At 51.6% G+C, this 5181-nt stretch carries 6 protein-coding genes; 3 read left to right on the top strand and 3 right to left on the bottom strand.

The genetic code is table 11. From position 1 onward, the window contains the following. Together BP822_RS07045 and BP822_RS07050 are read left to right on the top strand one after the other, a co-directional pair. Positions 1–764 (top strand): DUF2953 domain-containing protein (locus tag BP822_RS07045; protein ID WP_286878045.1); only part of this gene is annotated, 764 nt, incomplete at its 5' end. Positions 765–800: 36 nt separating this feature from the next. Further along, entirely contained in the window at positions 801–1100 is a 300-nt protein-coding gene (locus BP822_RS07050; protein WP_286859354.1) for a hypothetical protein, read from the top strand. Here BP822_RS07050 and glgP read toward each other — a convergent pair. Beyond that, a complete protein-coding gene (glgP, locus tag BP822_RS07055; protein ID WP_286878046.1) occupies positions 1046–3589 on the bottom strand; it encodes an alpha-glucan family phosphorylase in 2544 nt (847 codons plus the stop codon). The two genes, BP822_RS07050 and glgP, sit on opposite strands and share 55 nt — an antisense overlap. Positions 3590–3644: 55 nt before the next feature. Between glgP and BP822_RS07060 the strand changes: the two genes are divergently transcribed. Next, on the top strand, positions 3645–3968 hold the full coding sequence (locus BP822_RS07060) for a type II toxin-antitoxin system HicB family antitoxin (RefSeq protein ID WP_333655194.1): 324 nt from the start codon (positions 3645–3647) through the stop codon (positions 3966–3968). A 241-nt stretch (positions 3969–4209) separates the two neighbouring features. Here the strand turns inward: BP822_RS07060 and BP822_RS07065 are convergent, their stop codons facing one another. After that, positions 4210–4419: a hypothetical protein gene (locus tag BP822_RS07065; protein ID WP_013718073.1), complete on the bottom strand. Its 210-nt coding sequence runs from the start codon at positions 4417–4419 to the stop codon at positions 4210–4212. Next, positions 4409–4843, bottom strand: a complete 435-nt coding sequence (locus tag BP822_RS07070) for a PIN domain-containing protein (RefSeq protein ID WP_286878047.1) — start codon at positions 4841–4843, stop codon at positions 4409–4411. Before BP822_RS07070 ends, BP822_RS07065 begins: the two co-directional genes overlap by 11 nt. Between the last annotated feature and the right edge of the window lie 338 nt (positions 4844–5181).

Below are 5181 nucleotides of genomic sequence, written 5' to 3' on the forward strand. Positions count from 1 at the left end.
TCCTTCTGATAATTCCCTTAAGTCTATGCCTGTTCCTCTGCAAAGAGGGGCAACTGGTTGAGGGAAAGCTGAGAGGATCATGGCTGGGAATATCTGCAGGCGGTGACTTGAGAAGCAAGGAGACCCAGCTTCTGGGAAGGCTCTGGATATCGTGGCATAACATCAGACTGCTATATAGAGAGACTTCCGCTCCATCAGCCCTCGATCTTATTGCATCGATAACCGGGGGTGAAAAGGAAAAAGATGAGGAAAAAGAGATTAAGAAAGTTAAAAAAGGCAGCGCAGGAATAGCGAAAAGAGGATCACCAGACAAGAGAAAGTATAAAGAAGGGCAAGATGAAAGCCATCCTGGCTCGGATGAAAAGGGCGGAGAATTGGAGGTTATTGAAGAGGGCGATGCCGATGGAATAAGCGTTCGCCGGATCAGGTCTGTGCTGGCAGCCATGCCCGCCTTTATCGATCTTATTCGGGATCTCTTCAGATCATTCCACTTCAAGACCATCCGCTGCCACCTGAAGTTAGGGCTTGATGATCCTTCCGAGACTGCCATATTGACTGGAAGGCTCTGGTCTATAGCAGCTTTTCTCAGTTATCTTGGAGCGGATATCCAGATCGAGCCATTCTTTGAAGAAGAGCGATTGGAGGGAGAGCTTCTGGCAGAGGCCAGAATGCGTCCCATCCATATCCCAGCAGCGATTATCTCCGCCCTGCGGGAAAAGGAGATGAGATCGCTGATAAAGGATGCTATCGGCTGGGGGCGTTAGATGAATAAAAACACTAAAAATAAATGGATCCCCAAGATGCAGACGCATATACTGGCAGGAGCAGAGATCAGGGCAGGATCCAGAGTGCTCTATCCCATCATCAAGATCCTGGTCATCGCCGCTGGAGATCGGCTGCTGGGATTCAGATTAAGCCCGATTGCATTGCTGATTGTGGAGCCCGGAATGCGATATGCGATCTCCATGGAAGGAAAACAATTGGCCTTGGATGAGGTCTACAAGCTGGCTCCATCTCTGAGAGATCTTGACCTCAAAACGGCTGATCAGCGCATCCATAGGATATGCGAATCCTCCTGGGGAATAAACGCATCCGGATGATAGGGCACAATACGAGGGGTATAATCCTCAGCATGCCTGTTCGCTGGAACATCAGCGCAGTAAACGAACCCATTGACTGAACCGGTAAGCGTCCCTCTCTGATCCATAAGGATCCTCGCCGGCTTCATCTGCTCTCCCCGGCTGGATTGGGGCAGAGGATCGGCATAAAGCTCCACCTGAATATCATCTGGATAGACATCGCCTAAATATACCTCTATCTGAAAGTGCCACCGATCCTCCTCGTCCCTGGTCACCTTCTGATGGCCAAAATGAACGCCTCTCCAGCATTGGTTGATCCGCTTCTGCCAACCCACCAGCTCCTTCGCCAGCTTTGCACCCTCTTTTGCCCTCTTTCTATAGGCGTCAGCCGCTGGCTGGTAGACTTTCTCTACATACTCTTTCATCATCCGGTTGCCGCTATAGCGCGGGGTTAGCTCAGTCATGCTGGCCTTGATCTTTGCCACCCAGGATGATGGCACTCCCTGATCGTCCCGCTGGTAGAAGAGCGGTATTACCTCCTCCTCCAGCAGACGGTAAAGGTTCCGGGCATCTAAATCATCTCTTTCCGGCCCAAAGCCTGCAGGGGGCTCAATCTCATCTCCCTCATCTCCCAACAGCCAGCCCACCCGTGGTTCATAGGCCTCATCCCACCATCCGTCGAGAGTGGAGAGGTTCAGCCCGCCATTGGCCAGAACCTTCATGCCGCTCGTCCCGCAGGCCTCATTGGGACGGAGTGGAGTGTTAATCCATAAATCCACTCCCGCCTGCAGATGCTGGGCCAGATCGATATCGTAATCCTCGAGAAATATCACCCGGTCCGTTACATCCGGCCGGTCGGCGAAGTTGGCCATCTGCTTGACCATCTCCTTCCCAGCGACATCTGCAGGATGAGCCTTTGCAGCCATCAAGAGCTGAACCGGCCTATCATGATTGGTCAGAATACTGACCAGCTTCTCCTCGTCCCTGAGGAGAAGATTTGTGCGCTTGTAGGCGGTTGCCCTTCTGGCAAAGCCTATGGTGAGGGTATTGGGGTCCAAGACGTGCCTGGCGGTCTCTATCTCCTCAGACGAGGCTCCATGCTCCTGCATCTGCCGGGCGTGACGCCTGCGAGCATAATCGATTAGGTCTTTTCTGGCAAGAGCTCTGAAGTTCCAGATATCCTGGTCGCTCTGCCTGGCGATCTTTCCTGCCTCGTAATCGATGCTGTCCAGACCGCATCCCGTCGGACAGCTCAAAGACCATAATCTCTGGGCCACAGGAGAATCCCAGGTAGGAATATGAACCCCATTGGTAATGTAATCAATAGGCACCTCATTCTCCGGCCAGCGGGGATAGCGGGACTGAAAGATCCTCTTGCTCACCTGGGCATGAAGCCGGCTCACTCCGTTAACAAAGCAGCTCCCGCTAAGAGCGAGAAGAGCGATGTTAAAGGGGCTACTGTCATCCTTTTCGGTCTTCAATCCCATTATGACCAGATCATTCGGAAAGAGGCCTTGAGCGTCTGTATAATGCTTTGCATATTTTTTCAAAAGATCTCTATCGAATCGATCGAAACCCGCCTCCACCGGGGTATGAGTGGTGAATACATTTCCCGCCCGGGTGGCCCAGAGAGCCTCCAGGAATGAGCAGCCTTCCTCATGCATGAAGCTATAGGCCCTGGCCAGGACTACAAATGCAGCATGGCCCTCGTTCATATGGCAGACAATAGGCTTTATTCCCATCTTTTTTATAGCCAGCCAGCCGCCCACGCCCAAGATGATCTCCTGGATGAGGCGCAGCTCCTGTCCGGGAGCATAAAGGCTGGCGGTGATCGCCCTATCCCATGGGCTGTTTAGAGGATCGTTGGAGTCCAGGAGAAAGAGGTTCACCCGGCCCACCTGAGCCCTCCAAACCCTTAAGTACAGATGCCTCCCCGGAAGGCTGATCTTGATTCTGAGCCTGCCTCCCTCCTCGTCCTGGACCGGCTCTATGGGAAGGCTGTTTGGATCGTTATAAGGAAAGGCCTCGATCTGAGATCCGTCCTGGGCCAAAACCTGACGGAAGTATCCCTGCTGGTAGAGGAGGCCTACTCCGACCAGTGGGACTCCCAGGTCGCTGGCCGTCTTCAGGTGGTCTCCAGCCAGGATTCCCAGGCCTCCAGAGTAGATGGGAAGGGCCTCAGAAAGGCCGAATTCCATACTGAAGTAGGCCACAGAGTCCAGATTGAAATGCTCCTCGCACCATCCTGGCTGTGCCAGAAATTTCGTGTTTCTCTCCTGCCAATCTCTTATCTCCGTTCTCAGAGCATCGTCTTGTGCCAGCTCGTTTAGTCGGCTTTTTGAGATGTTTTGCAGGATGAGATAGGGATTTTTGGTCTTCTCCCAGGCCTCGGGATCCAGCAGCTCCCAGACCCTGTCTGTCGTCAACCGAACTGTCCAGCGCAAATCTAAGGCCAGATCAGCAAGACCTTCCAGTCCTGAGGGCAATTGCAGGTCCGTATGGCTTTTCATTTATCCGCCTCGATCAATTTCCATAGCAGGGCTTTCTGGAGCGCTTAAGTAACTTGTGTTCCTTTGCATTATTTTAAAAAGGCTCCTCGCTAAATACATATCCATCATTATAGGTCTTTCCATGTTTACAGAGTATATTCAGGCAGCCTTGGAGAAAGTGCAGTATAAGTTCATAGATAATGGCGATGAGCCATATTTTGCAGATGTCCCAGAACTTGATGGTGTGTGGGCCACAGGTCATACCGTTGAGGATGCACGCAGAAATTTCATTGAGGCTCTGGAAGAGTGGATCGCAGCTCGCCTGCAATGGGGCCTGCTCATTCCACCAATAGGCGGCGAGACCATCGAGGTCTCTAAGGAGCCGGTTCAGGTTGTTTAGGCTCGGTATTCACAAATTCAGCGTTCTAGCCTACGGCGACAGGGGCAGCCCGCGCCAATCCATCCCATCACAAAAGCAGCGGCTGCATCTGATGCGTAAGCCTTCCAGGCATCTCACTCTTTTCTTTTTTTGCCTTTATTCTTCCTTTGGATTCCGGTAGGAGAAGGCAGCATGCAGGGTAATGCCGTCCCTTTACTTGTGAGGATTGAGATTTCGATATTCTATCACCAGACTTCTTGATCTACTCCTTTCTTTTCCTCTTAATCTCTTCGAGGATCTCATCAAGGCTCTGGTCCAGCCATCCCGCCCTCTCCTTCGTATAGTCGCCGCTCCCTAGATCAAAGCTCTGCAAGAACCTGGCCATATCCACAGGCCCCAGGGCTTCAGCTAGAGCATCTATCCCCAGCTTCCTGATCTCATTGATGCTTCTGACATCTACTTTAGAGGACATCTAACAACCACCTTGCAGGGTTCATGACTATGACTTTGATGTCCGCGCTCATCCTAATCGCTGCCCTCAAGATCTCATCATCCGTGGTCAGCATAACATCCGCTGATCTCTCCGCACAGGCCAGATGCAAAGCATCCATGGGCTTTAGCCCTTGCATCTCGATCTCCCGAGCTCTGGAGACGATAGACTCATCCACAATGGTCTTTTCTCTTGATATCGAGGCAATTTGTTCCACTTTCCTTCGCCTCTCGGCATCTGGTATTCTGGAGATTTCGTAATCTATGGCTTCGCTGCCTATGAGAGTCCACTCCAAGAGGCACCTCTTTAAGATGGCCAGGACTGCTTCTGATTCCATCCTGATTCTCTCTTCGGTTTGGTCATCAAAAGGCCGGTTGATGCAGCAGACGTCCAGGTAGATTTTCATGAGTGTCTTGGCCGTATTTGATATCTTTTTTGTAGTTGATTGGTTTGCCCATCTATTAAATCTTTGGACAAATTTGCTCATCGAGATTGGAAAGAAGTGATCTCTGTTAGTCGATTTCCAGAATCATGTCAGGATTAAAGGTTAGTATAGATAAATGCGATCTCCTTTTCAGTGGGCGCCGCGAGTCGGCCCGCGGGCCTCCCGCGCTAATGCCCTGGCCCCCTCAACGCCGGGGAGGCTTGGATACAATTGGGCAGGCCGTTGAGGATTTGAGAGGTGGGACACAATTGTTCTCCGGATGTAGAATGAAAAGGCAATATGAGATTTGTCCAGGAAGC

It is taken from the genome of Methanosaeta sp. UBA458 (genome assembly GCF_002496085.1).
GTDB lineage: Archaea > Halobacteriota > Methanosarcinia > Methanotrichales > Methanotrichaceae > Methanothrix > Methanothrix soehngenii.